1 protein-coding gene, 1 tRNA gene and 2 rRNA genes (1 of these 4 running past the window's edge) are annotated in these 2,500 nt (G+C 55.6%); 3 read left to right on the top strand and 1 reads right to left on the bottom strand.

Going from position 1 to position 2,500, the window contains the following annotated elements:
• From EN869_RS04555 to EN869_RS04545, 3 genes are all read left to right on the top strand, one after another.
• Positions 1-1,571 (top strand): 23S ribosomal RNA (locus EN869_RS04555) (it extends 1,254 nt beyond the left edge of the window).
• 237 nt (positions 1,572-1,808) lie between these two features.
• Positions 1,809-1,923: ribosomal RNA gene (gene rrf, locus EN869_RS04550) — 5S ribosomal RNA — on the top strand.
• A 283-nt stretch (positions 1,924-2,206) separates the two neighbouring features.
• Positions 2,207-2,283, top strand: a tRNA-Met gene (locus EN869_RS04545).
• On the opposite strand, the gene EN869_RS04540 is transcribed toward EN869_RS04545, so the two are convergent.
• Complete coding sequence (locus EN869_RS04540) at positions 2,254-2,469, bottom strand: hypothetical protein (protein ID WP_127225123.1); 216 nt, start codon at positions 2,467-2,469, stop codon at positions 2,254-2,256. The two genes, EN869_RS04545 and EN869_RS04540, sit on opposite strands and share 30 nt — an antisense overlap.
• Between the last annotated feature and the right edge of the window lie 31 nt (positions 2,470-2,500).

Here is a 2,500-nt window from a genome sequence, read left to right as displayed (position 1 = left end):
GTAGCGGAGCGTTCTGTAAGCTGATGAAGCCGTACCCGTGAGGGGCGGTGGAGGTATCAGAAGTGCGAATGCTGACATGAGTAACGTAAGGGGAGTGAGAGACTCCCCCGCCGAAAGACCAAGGGTTCCTGCTTAAAGTTAATCTGAGCAGGGTTAGCCGGCCCCTAAGACGAGGCGGAAACGCGTAGTCGATGGGAACCACGTTAATATTCGTGGGCCTGGAGGTAGTGACGGATCACACAAGTTGTCCAATCTTATCGGATTGAAAGGGCAGCGGAGTGGTTCCAGGAAATAGCTCCTCCTTATAGACCGTACCCGAAACCGACACTGGTGGTCAGGTAGAGTATACCAAGGCGCTTGAGAGAACTATGCTGAAGGAACTCGGCAAATTGCACGCGTAACTTCGGAAGAAGCGTGACCCTTTTCTGCGCAAGCAGAGGAGGGTGGCACAGACCAGGGGGTAGCGACTGTTTATCAAAAACACAGGGCTCTGCGAAGCCGCAAGGCGACGTATAGGGTCTGACGCCTGCCCGGTGCTGGAAGGTTAAGAGGAGGGGTGCAAGCTCTGAATCGAAGCCCCAGTAAACGGCGGCCGTAACTATAACGGTCCTAAGGTAGCGAAATTCCTTGTCGGGTAAGTTCCGACCTGCACGAATGGCGTAACGACTTCCCCGCTGTCTCCAGCATAGACTCAGTGAAATTGAATTCCCCGTGAAGATGCGGGGTTCCTGCGGTTAGACGGAAAGACCCCGTGCACCTTTACTATAGCTTTACATTGGCATTCGTAGTGGCATGTGTAGGATAGGTGGTAGGCTTTGAAGCCTGGGCGCCAGCTCAGGTGGAGCCACCCTTGAAATACCACCCTTATTACTATGGATGTCTAACCGCGGCCCGTTATCCGGGTCCGGGACAATGTATGGTGGGTAGTTTGACTGGGGCGGTCGCCTCCTAAAGAGTAACGGAGGCGCGCGATGGTGGGCTCAGAACGGTCGGAAATCGTTCGCTGAGTGCAATGGCATAAGCCTGCCTGACTGCGAGACTGACAAGTCGAGCAGAGACGAAAGTCGGTCATAGTGATCCGGTGGTCCCGCGTGGAAGGGCCATCGCTCAACGGATAAAAGGTACGCCGGGGATAACAGGCTGATGACCCCCAAGAGTCCATATCGACGGGGTTGTTTGGCACCTCGATGTCGACTCATCGCATCCTGGGGCTGGAGCAGGTCCCAAGGGTATGGCTGTTCGCCATTTAAAGCGGTACGTGAGTTGGGTTCAGAACGTCGTGAGACAGTTCGGTCCCTATCTGCCGTGGGTGTAGGAATATTGAAAGGATCTGTCCCTAGTACGAGAGGACCGGGATGGACGGATCTCTGGTGGACCTGTTGTGGCGCCAGCCGCATTGCAGGGTAGCTATATCCGGACGGGATAACCGCTGAAGGCATCTAAGCGGGAAACCCACCTTGAAACGAGTATTCCCTGAGAACCGTGGAAGACGACCACGTTGATAGGCCGGGTGTGGAAGAGCGGCAACGCTTGAAGCTTACCGGTACTAATAGTTCGATAGGCTTGATCGTTCTCATTACTTATATCCATCTTGTTCTCACTCACGCTTGTTCCGCCCTTCGGGCGGCGCTACGTGGGTGCGGCGCAACAGCGCCGACGGTCGGTCGACCTTGCGAAGCTTCGCTTCGAAAGGCGCCAGGCTGAAAGAACTTCCAAAGGCACAAAGGCGACGATCCAAGGATCGCGCCTGGCGACGATCCCTGGATCGCGCCTGAACAGCTTCTCGATTTGAACGTGCGTTTTGCCGACCTGGTGGTTATGGCGGAGCGGCTGCACCCGATCCCATTCCGAACTCGGCCGTGAAACGCTCCAGCGCTGATGGTACTTCGTCTCAAGACGCGGGAGAGTAGGTCGCTGCCAGGTCTGCCAAGCGCATGTTCAACTCACATCCGGATCAAGCTCCGGATGGAGATAAATCTTCTCTCTACGATTTTATTGATGCATGTCGTTGGCTCAAAACCGCTAACACTTTTGAGCGACATGCATAAGGCCCGCCAAACGGGATCCCGGGCCGCGAAAGCGGCCCTTTCATTTGGTGAGCCATCTACCTATTTGTAGGCCATCCTATCCGTAGGCGTGCGCTTACGTCCATGAACGCAAGCAAACGCTTGCTCGTAGTCGCAAGCAAACGCTTGCTCGTAGGTGACGCGGGGTGGAGCAGCCCGGTAGCTCGTCAGGCTCATAACCTGAAGGTCACAGGTTCAAATCCTGTCCCCGCAACCAAACAAAACAGCCCGCCTCGCGCGGGCTCTTTTGTTTTTTGCTCCAAGCCAGTGATTCGAATCCGCCATCAGCCGCCAGCAAGCCGACGCCGCGCGAACCAAAATCAAATCCTCTCCCCAAAACCAACAAAACAGCCCGCATAAACGCAGGCCGCCTTTTTTGTTTGAGGGATCGCAGATCGGGCACGAAGGCCGCAGTCCCCTACCCAAGACCCGAA

Source organism: Mesorhizobium sp. M2D.F.Ca.ET.226.01.1.1 (genome assembly GCF_004022705.2).
Taxonomy (GTDB): domain Bacteria; phylum Pseudomonadota; class Alphaproteobacteria; order Rhizobiales; family Rhizobiaceae; genus Mesorhizobium.
The sequence above is the reverse complement of the archived record's forward strand: the minus strand, read 5'-3'. Positions and strand labels throughout refer to the sequence as shown.